This window comes from Sphingomonas sp. SDUR79, assembly GCF_056821745.1.
The window spans coordinates 1,554,081-1,572,374 of the sequence record NZ_JBPDIN010000001.1 but is presented as its reverse complement, the minus strand read 5'-3'; the positions used below and the strand labels follow the sequence as shown (position 1 = coordinate 1,572,374).

Sequence of the window (18,294 nt, the reverse complement as noted above, 5' to 3'; positions counted from 1 at the left end):
CCGCTTTCGCGGGGATGACGCCCTTGGGTCACCCGTAGCTCACAATCTCGAACTCGATCCCGTCAAAGTCGAAAAAGTAGAACCGCCGCCCCGGCTCATAATCGTCATGGCCGAACGGCTTGAGCCCAGCCGCCGCGACCTTGGCCTCCACTGCATCCAGATCGTCGACGACGAAGCCGACATGGTTGAGCGGCTGGCCCTTGGGATAGCGCCGCTCGGCCTCGACCGGCGGGGCGTAGAGCGCGAGGTAGCTGCGGTCGTCGCCGACATGGATCGACGTGCCGCCGTCGCGCGCCGCGCCCTGCCAGCGGATGTGCCAGCCGAACAGATGCTGGATCAGCTTCGCGGTGCGTGCGGGGCTGGTAACGGTCAGGTTGGCGTGTTCGATAAAGGTCGTGGGCATCGCGGTTCCTTTGCGGTTTGCGTGAGTGCCCGGTTCCACTACAACCTCAACTTAAGTTGAGGTCAAACGGAAAATGCGCGGCAACGAACTGCTCACCATCGGCGACCTTGCGGCACGCACGGGCCTCAGCGTGTCGGCGATCCGCTTTTACGAGGGCAAGGGGCTGGTCGCGCCGATCCGCACCAGCGGTAATCAGCGCCGCTTCCTGCGCTCTGACATCCGCCGCCTGTCCTTTGCGCTGATCGCGCAGAAGCTTGGGCTGACGATCGAGGAGATTGCGACCGAGCTGAAGCGCCTGCCGCACGGTCGCACCCCGACTGCGGCCGACTGGACGCGCATCAGCCGCCATTTCCGCGCCGAGATCGATCGCCGCATCGCGCTGCTGGAGCGTACGCGCGAGAAGCTGGACGGCTGCATCGGCTGCGGCTGCCTGTCGCTCAAGAAATGCGGTCTCTACAATCCGGGCGACGAAGCAGCGTTTAGCGGCACGGGGCCGCGCTACGTGCTGAGCGACGCGGTTGCCGCCGAGACTTTACCTCGCCCCCGGGAAGCCCGATAGGCGTGGGCACAGTGATAACGATGGACGGTTTGCAGGATGTGGAAAGCGGCGTTGGGCGCGATGGCGTTGTTGTCGGCGGGGGTGGCGATGCCGGTTGAGGCACAGCAGGTGGCGGGCAGCGATCTGACGCTCGAACGCGTCTTCGCCAGTCCCGACCTCGCCGGCACCACGCCGCGCGCGCTGCGCCTGTCGCCCGATGGCACGCTGGTGACGGTGCTGCGCAACCGCCCCGACGACAATCAGCGCTTCGACCTGTGGGCGATGGACACCGCCACCGGGCAATGGCGGATGCTGGTGGACAGTCTGAAACTCGGCACCGGCGCGGAACTGTCCGAAGCGGAAAAGATGCAGCGCGAGCGCGCGCGCATCGGCGGCAGCAAGGGCATCGTCGCCTATGACTGGGCGCCCGACGGCAAGTCGATCCTCGTGCCGCTCGACGGCGACCTTTATCTCGCCACGCTCGACGGCAATGTCCGCCGCCTGACCGCGACCGAGGGCGGTGAGCTCAACCCGGTGATCAGCCCGCGCGGCGGCTTTGCCAGCTTCGTCCGCGACCAGAATCTCGTCGTCCTCGACATCGCAACGGCCAAGGAGGTCAAGGCGACGACTGAGGGCGCTGGCACCGTCTATTTCGGCGAGGCCGAGTTCGTCGCGCAGGAAGAAATGGGCCGCCGCACCGGTTACTGGTGGTCGCCCGACGACAAGCGCATCGCCGTTCAGCGTTTCGACGAAAGCCCCGTCGGCATCGTCAGCCGCGCCGCGATCGGGGCGGAGGGCACCAAGATCTATGACCAGCGCTATCCCAAGGCGGGCACCGCGAACGTGCTGGTCGACCTCTATGTGATGAACCCGGACGGCTCGGGCCGGGTCAAGGTCGACCTTGGCACCGAAAGCGACATCTACCTCGCCCGCGTCGACTGGACGCCCGATGGCAAGACCCTGCTCGTCCAGCGCCAGAACCGCGCACAGACGGTGCTCGACATGCTCGCCGTCGATCCCGCGACCGGCGCGTCGCGCGTGCTGTTCAGCGAGAAGTCGGGCGAACGCAGCTGGATCAACCTGTCCGACGCCTATCACCCGATGAAGGATGGCAGCCTGATCTGGTGGTCGGAGCGCGACGGCCACGGTCATCTCTACCGCTTCAAATCGGGCAAGTGGACGCAGCTGACCAAGGGCGATTGGGAAGTCGCCGACATCGTCGGGGTGGATGAGGCGAGCGGCCGCATCACCTTCACCGGCAACAAGGACGGCGTGCTCGAACGCCACCTCTACACCGTCAACCTCAACAAGCCCGGCACCGTCACCCGCATCACCGAACCCGGCTGGTGGCACGGCGCCAGCGCCAACGGCACCGCCAGCAAGATCATCCTCACCCGCTCCAAGAGCGACCAGCCGGCCCAGGTCATGCTGACCGACGCGACGGGCAAGCGCCTCGCCTGGGTCAATGAGAACAAGGTCGCGGGCGACCACCCCTACGCCCCCTATCTCGCCAGCCATCAGCAAAAGCAGTTCGGCACCATCAAGGCCGCCGACGGCACCGTCCTCCACTGGGAGATGATCACGCCCAAGCTTGAGCCGGGCAAGAAATACCCCGTCTTCTTCCATCACTATGGCGGCCCGCATTCGCAGCAGGTGAGCCGCGCATGGGGCGGCGCGCTCCAGCAATATCTGGTCGATCGCGGCTATATCTGGTTCGTGCTCGACAATCGCGGCGCGGCCAATCGCGGCAAGGCGTTCGAGGATCATCTCTACCAGGCCATGGGCGGGGTCGAGGTCGAGGATCAGCTCGCCGGCGCCGCCTATCTCAAGACCCTCGACTTCGTCGATGCGGGCCGCATCGCCACCTATGGCTGGTCCTATGGCGGCTATATGACGCTCAAGATGCTCCAGGCCGCGCCCGGCACCTTCGCGGCCGGAATCTCCGGCGCGCCGGTCAGCAAATGGGAGCTGTACGACACCCATTATACCGAGCGCTACATGGGCGACCCGCGCCAGGTGCAGGCGGCCTATGACAAGGCGAACACCGTCGCTGACGCCACAAAGATCACCGATCCGCTGCTGCTGATCCACGGCATGGCCGACGACAATGTCGTGCTCGAGCATTCGACCGTGATGATGGCAAAGATGCAGGGCGCGGCAGTGCCGTTCGAAACGATGCTCTACCCCGGCCAGACCCATCGCGTCGCCGGGCCGGGCATCAGCGTGCATCTGTGGACCACGATCCTCAACTTCCTCGACCGGCGGATGGGCAAGGATTCGCCGCCCGCGAAATGAATTGACCGGTAGTCGGCCACGCATCACCCTCGCGCCTTCACGGGGCGGGGGCGAGTCGTGGTGGAGCAAGCAGTTGTAGCACCGGTCGCGGGCCGCGCGCGGATCGAGATTCTCGACGTGTTGCGCGGACTCGCGATCCTGCTGATCTTCTACATGAACATCGGTTTTCAGGCATCGTCGGTGACGGCGCTGTTCGGCGATTTTCGGGCGATCGGCTGGACCGCGGCGGATCGCACCACCTGGATCTGGGTCCAGACCCTGCTTGAAGGAACCCAGCGCGGGGTGCTGGAACTGCTGTTCGGGGCCGGCTTCATGGTGCTGACGGCACGGGCGATGCACCCAGAGGGTCCGGTCGCGGTCGCCGACCTCTTCATGCGCCGCACCCTGTGGCTGCTCGTCTTCGGCCTGCTCAACATCTTTCTCGTCCTGTGGGTCGGCGATATCCTCACCACCTACGCGCTCGCCTCGCTGTTCCTCTTCCCCTTCCGCCTGCTCGGGCCGCGCCTGCTGCTCGGGCTCGGCTGTCTGTTCGCGCTGTTCACTGCGGTCACCGGTGCGATTGAATATAGCGGGCGCACTGCGCTGGTTGCGCGGGTCGAGGCGGCGCAGGCACAGCAGGCCAAGGGGGCGGCGCTCTCCGCCGATCATAAAAAGGCACTGGCCGAGTGGCAGAAGAAGCTCGACCGCTTCAAGCCGAACGCCGAAACGCAGAAGGCGCTGGAGAAGGAGCGTCAGGCCTATTCGGGTGGCTGGCTGCCCTATGCCCAATATATGTGGAGCAACTGGGTTAGCTTCTTCATCGGCAAGGGGTTGCTTCTGATCATGGTGATCGAGGCGTTCTGCGTGATGCTGATCGGCATCGCGCTGTGGAAATGGGGCGTGATCCAGGGCCTGCGTAGTGCGCGATTTTATGCCGTGCTGCTCGCATGCGCCTATGGCTTCGGCCTGACCGCCCGTTACTTCGGAGCGCTCGAGATCAGCAGCTTTGCACCTTATCCCAAAACGATCTGGATCACGGTCGAAGCGGCGCGGATCGCGACCAGCATCGGCCATGTCGCGCTGATCAACCTGTTGTTCAAGGTTGCAGTGGGGCGCAGCATCCTCGCGCCGTTCAAGGCGTGCGGGCGCACCGCCTTCTCGCTCTATTTCCTGCAGCAGATTATCGGGCTGCATATCCTGTTTGCGCCCTATGGCCTTGGTCTGTGGGGCAAGTTCGGCTGGGCGACGCAATTCTGGATCGCGACCGGCGTGATTGCCCTGTGCGTGGTGGTCGCCAATCTGTGGGTGTTGCGCTTCGCCAATGGTCCGCTCGAATGGGCGTGGCGCAGCCTGTCCTATGTCAAGCGGCAACCGTTTCTGCGGGGGGCCGAGGAAGGACCGACGGCATGAAACCGATCATTGCAGCTGCGCTGGTGCTCTGTGCAGCTCCGGCTTCGGCGGAGCTGACGCAGTCGGACGCCACCGCCTTCGTCTCGACCCACCGGCTTGTTATCGCCGCCCCGCCCGAAAAAGTGTGGGACACCATCGCGCGGCCTGCGCTCTGGTGGAGCAAGGATCACACCTACTCAGGCGACAGCGCCAACATCAGCTGGGACACGCGCCCCGGCGGCTGCTGGTGCGAGAAGCTCGACGGCGGCGCGGTCGAACATGGCCGCACGCTCTATGCCGTGCGCGGCAAGACGCTGCGCCTGTCGGGCGCGTTCGGTCCGTTGCAAAGCGGTGCCGTCACCGCGACGATGACCTTCGCACTCAAGCCGGAGGGGCAGGGGACGGCGCTCACCGTCACTTATGTCGTCGGCGGCTTCCACCCGGCCGGCCTCACCACGCTCGCCGCGCCGGTCGACGGCGTGATTGCGGCGCAGATGCCGGGGCTCAAGGCGGCGGCGGAGCGTGCCGAATAGGGCCATCGGCACCATGCTGACCGCTTGGCCGCTGCCCAGCTTTGGTGTATGGCAGTCGAACCGATTTTTACCCCGACCCGGCGCTTGACAGTGCGGGCTGCGGTCAATATGTCGCCCATCTTCCGAAACACCGGCCAACGGCAGCGTGCGTGCACGTCTGCCGCGCGCATGCGTTTCGGGTCAACGCGACGAGATGGGGCATGCTGCCATGCACGCCCCGTGGAGCTGGGAGAATATGGTTCATGGCACGTATTGCGGGCGTTAACTTGCCCACCAACAAGCGCGTTCTGATCGCGCTTCAGTATATCCACGGCATCGGCCCGGCAAAGGCCAAGGAAATCACCGAAAAGCTCGGCATCACCGTTGAGCGCCGCGTGCAGGACCTGACCGATTCGGAAGTGCTGCAGATCCGCGAGACCATCGACGCCGACCACACGGTCGAGGGCGATCTGCGTCGTCAGACCGCGATGAACATCAAGCGTCTGATGGATCTGGCCTGCTATCGTGGCCTGCGTCACCGCAAGGGCCTGCCGGTTCGCGGTCAGCGCACGCACACCAACGCCCGCACCCGCAAGGGCAAGGCGAAGCCGATCGCCGGCAAGAAGAAGTAAGCCGCTGGGCCGTTTTACGACGGCCCGCCTGCTTCGATTTTCGAAGGATTACTGAACAATGGCACAAGCACCACAGCGTCTTCGCCGTCGCGAACGCAAGAACATCACCGCCGGCGTCGCCCATGTGAACGCCAGCTTCAACAACACCATGATCACGATCACGGACGCCCAGGGCAATGCGATCAGCTGGTCGTCGGCCGGCATGATGGGCTTTAAGGGCTCGCGCAAGTCGACCCCCTATGCGGCCCAGGTCGCTGCCGAGGACGCGGGCCGCAAGGCTGCCGAGCACGGCGTCCGCACGCTCGAGGTCGAGGTGAAGGGTCCGGGTTCGGGCCGCGAATCGGCGCTTCGTGCGCTGCAGGCGGTCGGTTTCCAGATCACGTCGATCCGCGACGTGACCTCGATCCCGCACAACGGCGTTCGCCCGTCGAAGCGTCGCCGCGTCTGATTTACCTTTCCGCTTCATCTGCGGTCCGGGAAGCCGGGCCGGGGTGGGGCGGTTCTCTCTACTGGCAGGATGCACCCCCCATCCTGCCCAACCCAGGGGAAGCCTGTGTCTGTCAATGCAAAGAACTGGCAGGAACTTAAGAAGCCGAACGGCCTTGAGAAAAAGGGCGGCGACGGCAAGCGCAAGGCGACGTTCGTCGCCGAACCCCTTGAGCGTGGTTTTGGCCTGACGCTCGGCAACGCGCTGCGCCGCGTATTGCTCTCGTCGCTTCAGGGCGCCGCGGTCACGTCGATCAAGATCGAAAACGTCCTGCACGAGTTCAGCTCGCTGGCCGGCGTGCGTGAGGACGTCACCGATCTCGTGCTCAACGTGAAGCAGATCGCCCTGCGCATGCAGGGTGAGGGCGCCAAGCGCCTTCAGCTCAGCGCAACCGGCCCGGCCGAAGTCAAGGCCGGCGACATCGCCGTGTCGGGCGACATCGAAGTGATGAACCCGGAACTGGTGCTGTGCCATCTCGATGATGGCGCGACGCTGAACATGGAGCTCATCGCCGACACCGGTAAGGGCTATGTCCCGGCCAGTGCCAACCGTCCGGCCGACGCGCCGATCGGTCTGATCCCGGTCGATGCGCTCTATTCGCCCGTCCGTCAGGTCAGCTACAAGGTCGAGAACACCCGCGTTGGGCAGGAACTCGACTATGACAAGCTGAGCCTGTCGATCGAAACCGACGGCACCGTCACCCCGGAAGACGCGCTCGCCTATGCCGCGCGCATCCTTCAGGACCAGCTGGCGCTGTTCGTCCACTTCGACGATTCGGCGATCACGCGCAGCGCGCCGGTCGGCGTCGCCGCCCAGTCGACTGCGTCGGAAGGCAGCAGCGACACCGCGACGATCAACCGCTACCTGCTCAAGAAGGTGGACGAGCTCGAGCTGTCGGTCCGTTCGGCCAACTGCCTCAAGAACGACAACATCATCTATATCGGCGATCTGGTCCAAAAGACCGAAGCCGAGATGCTGCGCACCCCGAATTTCGGTCGCAAGTCGCTGAACGAAATCAAGGAAGTGCTGTCGTCGATGGGTCTGCGCCTCGGCATGGAAATCCCGGGCTGGCCGCCTGAGAACATCGAAGAGATGGCCAAGAAGCTCGAACAGGAAATCATGGGCTAAGCGTCGCCCCGGCGAAGGCCGGGGCCGCCACGTCGCTTGACGTGGAGCTCACCTCATAGCGGCCCCGGCCTCCGCCGGGGCGACGGAACTCGGCAGGCGCACCGTCCCTGCCTGGTCCGGGGTACCTGATACGGCCCCCGAACGAACTGAAAGGAATACCCATGCGTCATAAATACGGCGGTCGTAAGCTTCAGCGCACCTCGGCACATCGCATCGCGCTGTTCCGCAACATGTCGGCCGCGCTGATCAAGCATGAGCAGATCACCACCACCGTCGCCAAGGCGAAGGAACTGCGTCCCTACGTCGAAAAGCTGATCACGCTGGCCAAGAAGGGCGGCCTTTCGAACCGCCGTCTTGCGCACGCGCGTCTGCTCGACGATGCGCAGCTGGCGAAGCTGTTCGACGTGCTCGCGTCGCGCTACGCCGACCGCAACGGCGGCTATACCCGGATCATCAAGACCGGCCCGCGCGCTTCGGACGCGGCGCCGATGGCGATCATCGAACTCGTCGACCGCGACGTCTCGGCCAAGGGCCAGGATTCGGGTCCGGTGATGGGTGACGAGGATTTCGACGAAGCCGCCTGATTTCGGGCACTTCATCGACCAGAGCTGGGGCGGTCGCACGACGGTGCGGCCGCCCCTTCTCGTTTGGGGCGTTGCCCGTCCTTCAAATATCCTCCCCCGCTAGGGGGAGGTGGCGCCGAAGGCGACGGAGGGGGAGGACGGCTTCGCGCTATCGCCTCGTGCCGTCGTGCTTCCTCCCCCTCCGTCAGCTGCGCTGACACCTCCCCCTGGCGGGGGGGGGGATTGATGAGATCGGCGGTCGAAACGCGATTTCCAGCGTCTTCTTCTTAAGCCCCTCCCGCAAGCGGGAGGGGTTGGGGAGGGTCTTCTTCTTCTTCCGTCATCCTGAACGTGTTTCAGCATCCACCGCTCCACAAGCGACGGGGTGCCAGGCGGCGGGCTGGCGCTGAAACAAGCTCAGCGTGCCGCCGAAAAGGGCGTTACCACCTCACCGACAAACCCCCTTCAACCCCCGCCCATGATGGTACCGCACGTCACGCGGCAGGAACTGCGGAAACCGGCACGCAAACAGATGCACCCGCCGCGCCCCGGCAAAGATCGCGGGCGCGCTGCCCGCTGCCTTCACGTCATACCTGCCGACTTGCCCCTTGGCGCAGTCGAAATACGTCTCGCGCGCGCTCAACGGTGGGCCGGTGACGCACATGAACACCACCAACCGCTCGGTGCAGCGATTCTCCAGCGTTCCGATCGTCCCGCTGGCGGGCGCGACCGCGCGGATACAGCGACTGGCATCGGCAGCGGGATCGGCTTGCGCGAGAGTGGTTAGGAGGAGGGCAGATAGGATCATCGCCGCCACTCTGCCATGCTCGGCAGCCCCAAGCTAATGTTGCGGCCCCGTAAGAATCGCTGAACTTTGGCGTGGCGTCCGGCTCCCCATCTATCGTGTCACGGAAGAACCGACGGAAATCCGCCGATCGCCGATTTGGCACGCGCCCTGCAAGCAATGCGGCGCAGGAGGATCAGATGAAGAATACACGCGGAACTGGAGCTGGCAACGCGGTGGCACTCGCCTTTGCAACGCTCCCACTGATGGTGATGAGCTGGGTCGCCTATGAAAGCGCGCTGACGTCATTTGCGTGACTGTCGTCCAAACGGCGCGTGATTGTCGCGTTGGCGTCCTGCTGCGGTCGCAAACCGGTCGCGTCAGCCGAAAACCCCCGCTTTTTCGTCAGCTTCGTCGGACCGCCCGCTTGACCCTGCGCAGTGTGGCAATAGGGTAAGGCGCTTCCGTTTCAGGAGATACCAATGCGCCGCGCGTCGATTCTCGCCCTGCCGCTTTTGTTCGTTACCCCCACCGCATTCGCCAGCCCGGAGTCCGCGCCGACCATGACTGCACCGATCACCTATCCCGACACCCGCCGCGTCGATGTCGTCGACGAGGTGTTCGGGGAAAAGGTCGCCGACCCCTATCGCTGGCTCGAAAACGACGTCCGCAACGACAAGGAAGTGGCCGAGTGGGTCGCGGCGCAAAACAAGGTGACCGACGCCTATCTCGACACGCTGCCCGGTCGCGACGCGTTCAAGGCGCGTCTGACCAAGCTGTTCGACTATGAGCGCTTTGGAATGCCGTATCGTAAGGGCACGCGCTATTTCTACTCGCGCAACTCGGGGCTCCAGAACCAGGCCGTCCTGTATGTCCGCGATGGCCTTAATGGCGAAGGCCGCGTCCTGATCGATCCCAATAGCTGGGCGGCGGACGGCGCGACGGCGCTCGGCGAATGGCTGCCATCGGAAGATGGCAAGCTGCTCGCCTATTCGATCCAGGATGGCGGCAGCGACTGGCGCACGATCCGCGTTCTCGACGTCGCGACCGGCAAGGTGCTCGACGACAAGGTCGAATGGGCCAAGTTCGCCATGGCCGCGTCTTGGGCCAAGGACGGATCGGGCTTCTTCTACTCGCGCTATCCCGAGCCGCCGGCCGACGCCAAATTCCAGGCGCTGAACGAAAATCACCGCATCTATTTCCACAAGCTCGGCACGCCGCAGAGCGCCGACCGCCTCGTCTATGAAACCCCGAGCCAGCCCAAGCAGAGCCATTATTCAGGCCTGACCGACGATGGCCGCTGGCTGGTGATCTATACCAGCGAGGGGACGGACAACCGCAACCTGCTGCACGTCATCGACCTCAAGGATCCGGCCGCCAAGCCGAAGACGATCATCGGCGCGCTGACGCATGACTGGTCGGTGATCGGCAATGTCGGATCGACCTTCTACCTGTCGACCAACAAGGATGCGCCGCGCAGCCGTGTCGTTACCATCGACGTCGCCAGCGCCGACCTGACCCCGCGCGAAATCGTGGCACAGGATGCAGCGGTGCTGGGCGGCGCGTCGATTGTCGGCGGCAAGCTGATCCTGTCCTATCTGGTCGACGCCAAGACCGAAGTGCGCCGCCATGCGCTCGACGGCAAGCTGCTGGGCAAGGTGACGCTGCCAGGCATCGGCACCGCAGCGGGCTTTGGCGGCGAGCCGGACGAGAATGAGACGTTCTTTGCCTTCACCAGCTTCAACTATCCCACGACCATCTTCCGCTACGACGTCGCAACCGACAAGGCGACGGTCTGGGCGCAGCCCAAGGTGGCGTTCAACCCGACCGACTATGTCGTCGATCAGAAATTCTACACGTCGAAAGACGGCACCCGCGTGCCGATGTTCGTGGTACGCAAGAAGACCACGACCGGCCCTGCGCCGACGATCCTGTGGGGCTATGGCGGGTTCAACATCGCCTATACGCCGGCCTTCTCCGCTGCGCGGGTCGCATGGATGGAGCAGGGCGGGGCGTTCGTCCTCGCCAACATCCGCGGCGGTGGCGAGTACGGCAAGGCGTGGCATGACGGCGGGCGCCTGGCGAACAAGCAGAATGTGTTCGACGACTTCATCGCCGCCGGCGAATATTTGATCGCTCAGGGCGTTACGAAGAAGGACGGTCTGGCGATCCAGGGTGGGTCGAACGGCGGCCTGCTCGTCGGCGCGGTGGTCAACCAGCGGCCCGACTTGTTCGCGGCGGCGATGCCCGCGGTCGGCGTGATGGACATGCTCCGCTTCGACCGCTTTACCGCCGGCCGCTATTGGGTCGACGATTATGGCTACCCGTCGAAGGAGGCGGACTGGAAGCGGCTGCGCGCCTATTCGCCGTACCATAACATCCAGTCGGGCAAGATCTATCCCGCGATCCTGGCGACGACGGCCGACACCGATGACCGCGTCGTGCCGGGCCACACCTTCAAATACACCGCCGCGCTTCAGGCGGCGGACATCGGCCCCAAGCCCCACCTCGTCCGCATCGAAACGCGGGCCGGGCATGGCGCCGGCAAGCCGACCGATAAGGTGATCGAGGAGACGTCCGACCTCTACGCGTTTGCAGCCAAGTGGACCGGGCTTGAGGTCAAGCCGGTCGAGTAATCGGGGCTCCGGGGCTGGGCGGCGGATCGGTTCGTTACCGCTTTCTGCCCCGGATTGCCGAAGCTATCATCCTGCGAATCGCAAGGGGGCTTTCGGTGAACGGATTCTGGACGGTGCTGGCCGGCGCATTGGCGACCGGTGGGGCAATGGGTGGCGCACCGGCGGGGCAGACCGAAGTGGTCGAAGTGCCATCCCCGCCGCCACCGCCGGCCCCGGTCGCGCCCCAGCCGGCAGTCGCCGCCGACTATCCGGCCTGTGACGGCTATCCCGTCCCGAACCCGAAGAAGAAGCTCAAGCCGGGCGAGGAACAGCCCGAGCACCGCGCTTGGGGCGGGCTTGGGCCGAACTATGGCATCCGCCTGCGATCGTTCGGCGTCCAGGGCAGCGCAGCGTGCGAACGAACACTCGCCGACCCGATGCTGGTCCCAGAATTCCGCAACCGCCGCCTGTCGCTGCTCCGCGCTCGCGTGCTGCACGAATTGGCCGAGAAGAGCGACGCCACTGCACTGGCCACGCTGGACGAATTCGACGCGTTTCACGCGACCTATGCTACGGCAGAGGAGCTTGCCGCATCGCGCCTGGGCAGCGATGCGCTGCGCGCCATCGCATTGTATCGTACCAAGAAGACCGCAGACGCGCAGAAATTGCTCGATTCAATCGTCGCGCGGCGGCCCTTTTCGCCCAGCGTGCGGCGGCTGGCTTCGGCGATCCGGCTGTTGTTCGACACCGATCGCGGCAACCGCATCGCGCAGTTGCGCGAACAGGCATCGTACAATCCGAACATGCTTCGGCTCATGCTGATGATCGCCCTGCAGACCGGCGATTTTGAAAATGCCGCGCTCTATGCCGAACAGATCAGCTTCGACCTGCCCAAGGGCCGGGGCGGCTGGACGCTGAGCGGCGAGGCGGATCGCAAATATGAAGAGATTGAAGGGCGCGCGGCGATCCGGGGCGCCAGGGCCTATGCGCTGCTCGCTTCGGGCAAGACCGAGCAGTCGGCGATCGAGCTGAAGGGTGCGCGGGACGAGGTGGCATTTGCCGTCGAACCTCCCCCGCCACGCCCCGACGGGCGCAAGCAGCCCAAGCGAGTCGAGGAGGATCATCGCCGCCGCGTCGCTGCCGGGGACAAGGCCACCGCAGTGCTCGACGACTGGTCGCGCGCCATCGCCCTGCGGTTGCGTGCCGGCAAGATGACGATGAAGGCGCTCGCCGACGAGCCGGAGCGGCCGCGCGGCGAGGCGCTGGTTGTCATGTCGGACCTGATCGCACAGCTGCGGGCGGACGAACCGGCAGAATCCCGTGCGATCGATGCGACGATCGGCGAGATCCGGCGGATGCAGGACGTGAGCACCACGCGGATGCTGCAGCTTGGCTTTGCCGACTTGGTGAAGCTGTTGCCGCGCGGTGAGCATGCCGCTGCCAAGCCCAAGATGCGGGACGAGGGGAGCAATTTCTGGCGCACCGATATGGAGGGGTATCGCGTCATGAAGGGCGACGATCCCCAATTGGTCAACCTCCGGATGGGCAGCCTGTCGGCGAGCCCGGCGATGGTCGAGGAGGCGGCGATGCTGGTCGCGGCAGACCATGTGCGCGGCCTGGGCAAGGACGCCTTCATCATCGAGAGCGCGTTGCTGGTCGAGCGCACGGTGACCTATGGCTATCATCGCTACAGCGCCGGGACGCCACAGGGATTTGAATATCGCCTGTTGATCCGGCCGATCAGCCTGGCGGCAGGCGAAGAACCGTCGCGGCAATGGCGGGCGATCAAGGTGGCCGATGTCCGCGCCGCACTGGCCGAGAAATATCCGCCGGCACAATGATCGCGAGGGTTAATGCGGACCCACGTAGTATCCCGACTGCATTTTCCCGATATGGGCAACCCGCCCAAGGCGTGGCAGGCATGGCAGCATCGAGCGGAGAGTTGCCATGTCGTCTTACCACGAGATTGCCAGCGCGGATGACGCGACGAACGACGCGTTGCCCGCCGGTTCGGGCTTTCTGATGGTCGTGTGCGGTTCGCTGCTGTTCTGGCTATTCGTCCTTCTGATGTTCAGTGCGGCTTAAGGCACTCGGGTCACCTTCAGGATCCGGATTTTCGGGCTGAGCATCTGGCCTTTCATGACGCCTTCGCCCGCGGTGGGTGATGTCGGGGCGTCGAGAATCTTCCACACTACCTCCATCCCCTCGACCACCTTGCCGAAGGCGGCATAGCCGAGATTGTCGCCGGGCCGCGTTGGATCGGCGTCGAGCGAGGGCTGGTCCCCGACGCTGATCGTGAACTCGCCGCGCGCGGTGCCTGGGGCGAGGCGGGCGGTGGAGATCGCGCCATTTACATGCTTCACCCCGGTTTGCGTGGTCGGCTCATGCTTGATCGGCGGCAGGATGCGCTTGGGGTCGTTGTCGATCCCGAACTGGATGAAGCCGAATTTGTCGGCGACTTTCACCGTTCGGTAGAAGGCGATGCCGTCGAGCCGCTTCTGATCGGCATAGCGCAGGAAATTGCGCGCGGTGATCGGGGCGCGCTCGGTCTCCAGTTCCAGCACGATGCGGCCGAAGCTGGTGTCGAGCGCGACCTTTTGTGTTGCCGGTTTGGGCGCCGGGGCAGGGGTGGGCGTCGGAGCTGGCGCGGGTGCCTCCTGAGCCAACGCGGGGAATGGGAGCAGCAAGGCTGCGGCGATCAGGGTGCGGCGCAATGTCATGCCGTCAGTCTGCCCAGCCGCGCGCCGCCCTTCAACCGGCTTTCGTCCACAACAGAATCGCTTTGCTGGCGGCGGATGTGACACCACCCATGTTGCCTTAGACGGCGCTGCCCCCCTAGATGCAGCGCCGTGACCCGCTTCCCGGGACTGAACAGGATTCTCGAATGACCGCCACCCACTCGACCCGCATGCTGATCCTCGGTTCCGGCCCGGCCGGCCTGTCCGCCGCCATCTACGGCGCGCGCGCGGGGCTGGCGCCGATCGTAGTGCAGGGCATCCAGCCGGGCGGCCAGCTCACCACGACTACCGATGTCGAGAATTACCCCGGCTTTCGCGAGGTGATCCAGGGCCCGTGGCTGATGGAAGAGATGCAGGCGCAGGCCGAGCATGTCGGCGCGCAGATGATGTATGATTCGATCGTCGAGGTCGATTTGTCGCAGCGCCCGTTCCGCCTGATCGGCGATGGCGGCACCGTCTATTCGGGCGATACGCTGGTGATCGCGACCGGTGCGCAGGCCAAGTGGCTGGGGCTGGAGAGCGAAGAGGCGATGAAGGGCAAGGGCGCGTCGGCCTGTGCGACCTGCGACGGCTTCTTCTATCGCGGCAAGAAGGTTGCGGTGATCGGCGGCGGTAACACTGCGGTCGAAGAGGCGCTGTACCTGACCAACCACAGCCATGACGTGACGCTGATCCACCGCCGCGATACGCTGCGCGCCGAGAAGATCCTGCAGGAGCGGCTGTTCGCCAATCCCAAGATCAAGGTGCTGTGGAACAAGGAAGTCGTCGAGTTCGTCGGCGGTGGCGACCCCGAGGGGCTGGTGGCGCTGAACCTGAAGGACCGGGTGACCGGCGAGGAATCGCGCATCGATGTCGAGGGTGGTTTCGTCGCGATCGGCCACCATCCGGCGACCGAGCTGTTCCGCGGGCATCTGGAGCTGGACGAGGACAGCTATATCACCGTCGAGACGGGGACGACGCGCACCAGCGTGCCCGGCGTGTTTGCGTGCGGCGACGTGATGGACAAGGTCTATCGCCAGGCGATCACGGCGGCGGGCACGGGGTGCATGGCCGCGCTGGATGCGGAGCGGTTTCTGGCCGAGGCGGATTTCGAGGCGGTTGCGCAGGCTGCGGAATGATCCGGGGAAACTGACGAAGTTTGGGGCAACGCGTGGGATTCTGTCAGCTTTGCATGACGAAGCTGACGGAATGCGCGGGGTGTCATGCGCGCGCGGGGTGGAAGCTGACACTTGGCCGCCCCTGTTACTAGGCGGTCGCGCGGCTCCGTTGTCTCGGAGTAGGCGGGGCTGGGCGAGTCGGCGGTGCATCGACCAGTGTATGCGCTTTTCGGGGTGTTGTAGGAAAGCCCTACCATTCACCTCGTCGCCCCTGGTTAGGGCCGGGCCGGTCTGCATCGTGCGGTTGACTAGAAGCCTTGCCCCGGTTCAAACCTAGGGCGACGATGGGAGGGGTTACGTAGCAGCGCGCGCGTTCACCTGCGCCCGCGGATATCGCGCCAATATTCCTGTTCGACATCCGGATCGATTTCGACCGGCTTCGAACTGCCGTACAGACGATCGGCACCGTCCTTACGCGGACCGGAGATCCAAAATTTATCTCCGGATTCGCTGTCGAAATAGTTCGCCTTAAAGCCACTGCCGTCGAGGGACTGATAGGTGCGTCCGGCATAATGGATCGAGCGGCCCGACTTTGAGAAGGTTACGCGGCCGATCCGGGCGGGGCCATCAAGGCCAGCGGATTTGTCCTCGATATACATGATGCGGGTCTTGGCTGCGGACATGCACAAAATGTAACGTGTGGGTTCGAACATGCAAATCTCAGCGTTGCATGAACATCGTCCGATGTTCGTTGTCGCGGGCTTTTAAGGGCGCGGGGGTAGAAGCCCAGCCCCGGCTCAAGGCCGGGGCGACGGTGGGTGGGCCAGCCTGCGCGGCTAAACCTTGCCCGTGATCGAAACGCGCGGACCGGGGGCTGCGTTGGTGACCATGTCGGCAGGATCAAGTCTGGAAGCGGGGCGTTGGATCGCAATGCCTTCACGCACCCGATTGTCGCTTTCCGCGCAAGCGCTGCTCCCGATCCTGTTGATCGGCTGCAATGCCGCGCCTGCCCCCATCCAGGCTCCGACCGGGAATGCCCGTCAACAGGCTCAGCCAGCAACGACCGGGCTCGATCCGGCGCGGATGGCGCAGACGGTGGCGGCGGCGGAGCGGTTGCCGCGGTTGCGGTCGTTGCTGGTGTTGCGGGACGGGCAGACGCTGGCGGAGCATCGCTTCAACGGCGGACCGCCGCTCGACCGCCCGGTAAACATCAAATCGGCCTCCAAATCGGTGCTGTCCGCGCTGGCGGGAATCGCGATCGCGCGCGGGGTGCTGACCGGGGCCGACCAGCCGGTGGTATCGGTCTTGCGGGCCGACGCGCCCGCCAACCCTGATCCCCGACTGGCGCGGCTGACGCTCGGCAATCTGCTGTCGATGCAGGCGGGGCTGGAGCGGACATCCGGCCCGAATTACGGGCGTTGGGTCACCAGCCCGAATTGGGTGCGCTTTGCGCTGTCGCGACCTTTCGTCGACGAGCCGGGCGGGGGAATGCTCTATTCGACCGGCAGCAGCCACCTTGTCTCGGCGATGCTGACGCGGGCGAGTGGGCGCAGCACGCTCGACCTGGCGCGCGCATGGCTGGGCGAGCCGCTGGGCATCACCATCCCGCCTTGGCCGCGCGATCCGCAGGGCGTGTATTTCGGCGGCAACGACATGCTGATCAGCCCGCAGGACCTGGCACGGTTCGGCGAACTCTATCGCCTTGGTGGTGTGATCGATGGCAAGCGCATCCTGCCCGCCGAATGGATCGCGGCAAGCTGGACCCCGCGCGCCGTGTCGCCATGGAGCGGCGGCCAATATGGCTATGGCTGGTTCGTCGGCGAGATGGGCGGGCATGCGGTTCGCTATGGCTGGGGCTATGGCGGGCAGATGCTGTATATCGTGCCGAGCCTGAAGCTGACGGTCGTCATGACGTCGCAATCTGATGCGGCGCGCGAGGGCGGGCATATCGATGCGCTGCACCGGTTGTTGGCGGAGGGGGTGATTCCGGCGGCTCAGGCGGGGGCGCGGTAAGCTACGCCGTCTGCAGATGCGTGATCGCCACCCGCGTGCCGGGGGCGATGTCGGTGACGATGACGGTGGCGTCGAGCTGGTTTGATAGCGCATCGACGATGCCGGTGCCGAGGCCCGGTTTCTTCGCGTCGCCTTCGGGCGGCATGCCGATGCCGTCGTCCGAGACGGTGAGTTGCCACCCCGTCGGGCGGCTGGAATATTCGACGGTGATGCAGCCGGCCTTGGCGGGATCGGGGAACGCGTGTTTGAGCGCGTTGATGACCAGTTCCGTGACGATCAGGCCAAGGCTGACCGAGACGTCGGCGCTGGTGCTGGTGTCATCGACGATGACGTCGATCCGCGTCAGGCTGTGGTCGAAGATCATCGATGCGCCGATGCTGTCGCACAGGTCATTGAGATAGGAGCGCAATTTTACGTCGCCGGGCGTGCCTGCTGCCAGCTGGCGCTGAAGTGTGGCGATCGACATGACGCGGTGATGGGCATCGTGCAGGTGGAGGCGCGCCTCATCCGATTGGACGCGGCGGGCGCTTTGCATCAGCACGCTGGCGATGATCTGGAGGCTGTTGGCGACACGGTGCTGCAATTCGCGCAGCAGCACGTCCTTTTCGCGTTCGGCGGCGGCCCACGCCTTCTTCGCCTTGCGGATCGCAGTTACATCGAGCACCGCAAGCGCCATCCGCCGCTGATCGGCGCCGTCGATCTCAAGAAGGTGCGCGTTGAGGATCAGGCACAAGGTCGGTTGGCCGGTGCGGATCAGCTCCATTTCATAGGCATCGATCGCGGCATTGCCCGCCATCGTCGCGCGCAGCAGCGAGCGGAGCTGGGGCGCCGCCCATTCGCCGTTGCCAAGGGCAGACAAGTCCGCGCCGACGACCTGCGCGGGATCGAGTTCGAACGCGCTGCAAAAGGACCGACTGGCGGCTTCCACGCACAGATCCTTGTCCAGCAACAACAACGGCGTTGCAGACGAGATGACGAGCGCAATCCCCAGACTGTTGGGGAGCGGCGGCAGTGACGGCGCGGAACGCATTGGCATGGCCCAGAAAAGGCCGGAGGTTCGCGGTGAGCGATCCATCCCCGGGGTAGCGACGTCGAGACGATTGAAGATGGGGCAAATCTGC

The 18,294-nt window shown here is 65.0% G+C and carries 18 protein-coding genes; 13 read left to right on the top strand and 5 right to left on the bottom strand.

The genetic code is table 11. The features are described from left to right. Positions 1-28: 28 nt before the first annotated feature. Complete coding sequence (locus ACRYLO_RS07560) at positions 29-403, bottom strand: VOC family protein (RefSeq protein WP_482659596.1); 375 nt, start codon at positions 401-403, stop codon at positions 29-31. Positions 404-476: 73 nt separating this feature from the next. Here ACRYLO_RS07560 and soxR point away from each other — a divergent pair, with 73 nt between their 5' ends. The 8 genes from soxR to rplQ all read left to right on the top strand — a co-directional run bounded on the left by soxR (position 477) and on the right by rplQ (position 7,947). Beyond that, the gene (gene soxR / locus ACRYLO_RS07555) at positions 477-962 is read left to right on the top strand and encodes a redox-sensitive transcriptional activator SoxR (RefSeq protein ID WP_482659595.1); all 486 of its coding nucleotides are present in this window, start codon (positions 477-479) and stop codon (positions 960-962) included. A 60-nt stretch (positions 963-1,022) separates the two neighbouring features. Then, positions 1,023-3,236, top strand: coding sequence for a S9 family peptidase (locus tag ACRYLO_RS07550; protein ID WP_482659594.1), 2,214 nt, complete (start codon positions 1,023-1,025; stop codon positions 3,234-3,236). A 60-nt stretch (positions 3,237-3,296) separates the two neighbouring features. Continuing rightward, positions 3,297-4,625, top strand: a complete 1,329-nt coding sequence (locus ACRYLO_RS07545; protein ID WP_482659593.1) for a DUF418 domain-containing protein — start codon at positions 3,297-3,299, stop codon at positions 4,623-4,625. Beyond that, positions 4,622-5,137: an SRPBCC family protein gene (locus ACRYLO_RS07540; RefSeq protein WP_482659592.1), complete on the top strand. Its 516-nt coding sequence runs from the start codon at positions 4,622-4,624 to the stop codon at positions 5,135-5,137. The genes ACRYLO_RS07545 and ACRYLO_RS07540 overlap by 4 nt, the downstream gene beginning before the upstream one ends. A gap of 242 nt (positions 5,138-5,379) precedes the next feature. After that, the gene (rpsM, locus tag ACRYLO_RS07535; RefSeq protein WP_066659980.1) at positions 5,380-5,748 is read left to right on the top strand and encodes a 30S ribosomal protein S13; all 369 of its coding nucleotides are present in this window, start codon (positions 5,380-5,382) and stop codon (positions 5,746-5,748) included. Positions 5,749-5,806: 58 nt separating this feature from the next. Next, a complete protein-coding gene (rpsK, locus tag ACRYLO_RS07530) occupies positions 5,807-6,196 on the top strand; it encodes a 30S ribosomal protein S11 (RefSeq protein WP_066579261.1) in 390 nt (129 codons plus the stop codon). Positions 6,197-6,301: 105 nt separating this feature from the next. Continuing rightward, positions 6,302-7,363, top strand: coding sequence for a DNA-directed RNA polymerase subunit alpha (locus ACRYLO_RS07525; protein ID WP_066659977.1), 1,062 nt, complete (start codon positions 6,302-6,304; stop codon positions 7,361-7,363). 161 nt (positions 7,364-7,524) lie between these two features. Then, positions 7,525-7,947: a 50S ribosomal protein L17 gene (gene rplQ, locus ACRYLO_RS07520; protein ID WP_482659591.1), complete on the top strand. Its 423-nt coding sequence runs from the start codon at positions 7,525-7,527 to the stop codon at positions 7,945-7,947. Between the two features lie 427 nt (positions 7,948-8,374). On the opposite strand, the gene ACRYLO_RS07515 is transcribed toward rplQ, so the two are convergent. Beyond that, on the bottom strand, positions 8,375-8,734 hold the full coding sequence (locus ACRYLO_RS07515) for a hypothetical protein (RefSeq protein ID WP_482659590.1): 360 nt from the start codon (positions 8,732-8,734) through the stop codon (positions 8,375-8,377). 458 nt (positions 8,735-9,192) lie between these two features. On the opposite strand from ACRYLO_RS07515, the gene ACRYLO_RS07510 reads away from it, so the two are divergent. The 3 genes from ACRYLO_RS07510 to ACRYLO_RS07500 all read left to right on the top strand — a co-directional run bounded on the left by ACRYLO_RS07510 (position 9,193) and on the right by ACRYLO_RS07500 (position 13,410). Next, positions 9,193-11,346, top strand: a complete 2,154-nt coding sequence (locus ACRYLO_RS07510; protein ID WP_482659589.1) for a prolyl oligopeptidase family serine peptidase — start codon at positions 9,193-9,195, stop codon at positions 11,344-11,346. 95 nt (positions 11,347-11,441) lie between these two features. Beyond that, complete coding sequence (locus ACRYLO_RS07505; protein ID WP_482659588.1) at positions 11,442-13,166, top strand: hypothetical protein; 1,725 nt, start codon at positions 11,442-11,444, stop codon at positions 13,164-13,166. 106 nt (positions 13,167-13,272) lie between these two features. Continuing rightward, on the top strand, positions 13,273-13,410 hold the full coding sequence (locus ACRYLO_RS07500) for a hypothetical protein (RefSeq protein ID WP_482659587.1): 138 nt from the start codon (positions 13,273-13,275) through the stop codon (positions 13,408-13,410). Here the strand turns inward: ACRYLO_RS07500 and ACRYLO_RS07495 are convergent. After that, positions 13,407-14,045: a peptidylprolyl isomerase gene (locus ACRYLO_RS07495; RefSeq protein ID WP_482659586.1), complete on the bottom strand. Its 639-nt coding sequence runs from the start codon at positions 14,043-14,045 to the stop codon at positions 13,407-13,409. The two genes, ACRYLO_RS07500 and ACRYLO_RS07495, sit on opposite strands and share 4 nt — an antisense overlap. A gap of 164 nt (positions 14,046-14,209) precedes the next feature. Between ACRYLO_RS07495 and trxB the strand changes: the two genes are divergently transcribed. Next, complete coding sequence (trxB, locus tag ACRYLO_RS07490; RefSeq protein WP_482659585.1) at positions 14,210-15,181, top strand: NAD(P)/FAD-dependent oxidoreductase; 972 nt, start codon at positions 14,210-14,212, stop codon at positions 15,179-15,181. A gap of 353 nt (positions 15,182-15,534) precedes the next feature. Here the strand turns inward: trxB and ACRYLO_RS07485 are convergent, their stop codons facing one another. After that, positions 15,535-15,843 (bottom strand): 1-deoxy-D-xylulose-5-phosphate synthase, encoded by a 309-nt coding sequence (locus ACRYLO_RS07485; RefSeq protein WP_482659584.1) that lies wholly within the window; start codon positions 15,841-15,843, stop codon positions 15,535-15,537. Positions 15,844-16,108: 265 nt separating this feature from the next. Between ACRYLO_RS07485 and ACRYLO_RS07480 the strand changes: the two genes are divergently transcribed. Continuing rightward, a complete protein-coding gene (locus ACRYLO_RS07480; protein ID WP_482659583.1) occupies positions 16,109-17,173 on the top strand; it encodes a serine hydrolase domain-containing protein in 1,065 nt (354 codons plus the stop codon). A 1-nt stretch (position 17,174) separates the two neighbouring features. Here the strand turns inward: ACRYLO_RS07480 and ACRYLO_RS07475 are convergent, their stop codons facing one another. Continuing rightward, positions 17,175-18,209: a sensor histidine kinase gene (locus ACRYLO_RS07475; RefSeq protein ID WP_482659582.1), complete on the bottom strand. Its 1,035-nt coding sequence runs from the start codon at positions 18,207-18,209 to the stop codon at positions 17,175-17,177. Positions 18,210-18,294: the final 85 nt, after the last annotated feature.